This is a genomic window from Parachitinimonas caeni, from assembly GCF_030129945.1.
Lineage (GTDB): Bacteria > Pseudomonadota > Gammaproteobacteria > Burkholderiales > Chitinimonadaceae > Parachitinimonas > Parachitinimonas caeni.
The window spans coordinates 1-413 of the sequence record NZ_JARRAF010000205.1; the positions used below are offsets into that span (position 1 = coordinate 1).

Annotated in this window: 1 pseudogene; it reads right to left on the minus strand. The window is 63.0% G+C overall.

Annotated elements, in window-relative coordinates:
• Positions 1-413 (minus strand): annotated as a pseudogene (locus PZA18_RS25820) (hypothetical protein); the annotation flags it as partial.

The following is a 413-nucleotide window of genomic DNA, read 5'->3' on the forward strand; positions in this document are numbered from 1 at the left end:
CGGGCAGACTTCGGTGGCGGGGAGTTGGCGTTCGATCAGTCGGCCTGCCGGATCATAGCGGAACTGGCTGCATTGGCCGTTATCGTCGAGCGCGATCAATTCGCCGGCGGCGTTGTAGCGATAGCGTTGGACTCGACCATCAAAGCCGGTTTCTTCAATCAGTTGATCCAGCAGGTCGTACTGGAAGCGGGCGCAGGCGCCGTTTTCGTTGATCAGCTGTGCCAGGCGGCCGGCTTCGTCATAGGTAAAACGCAGGGTGGCCCCCAGCAGCTGGCGCGCGATCAGCCGGCCATAGGGGTCATAGGCCATGGACAGCCGCACTTGCCCCTGTTCGCGCACCTGGGTCAGCCGGCCCGCGACGTCATAGCTGAATTGCAAGCGACGGCCATCCGGCTGGATCAGCAGACTGAGGC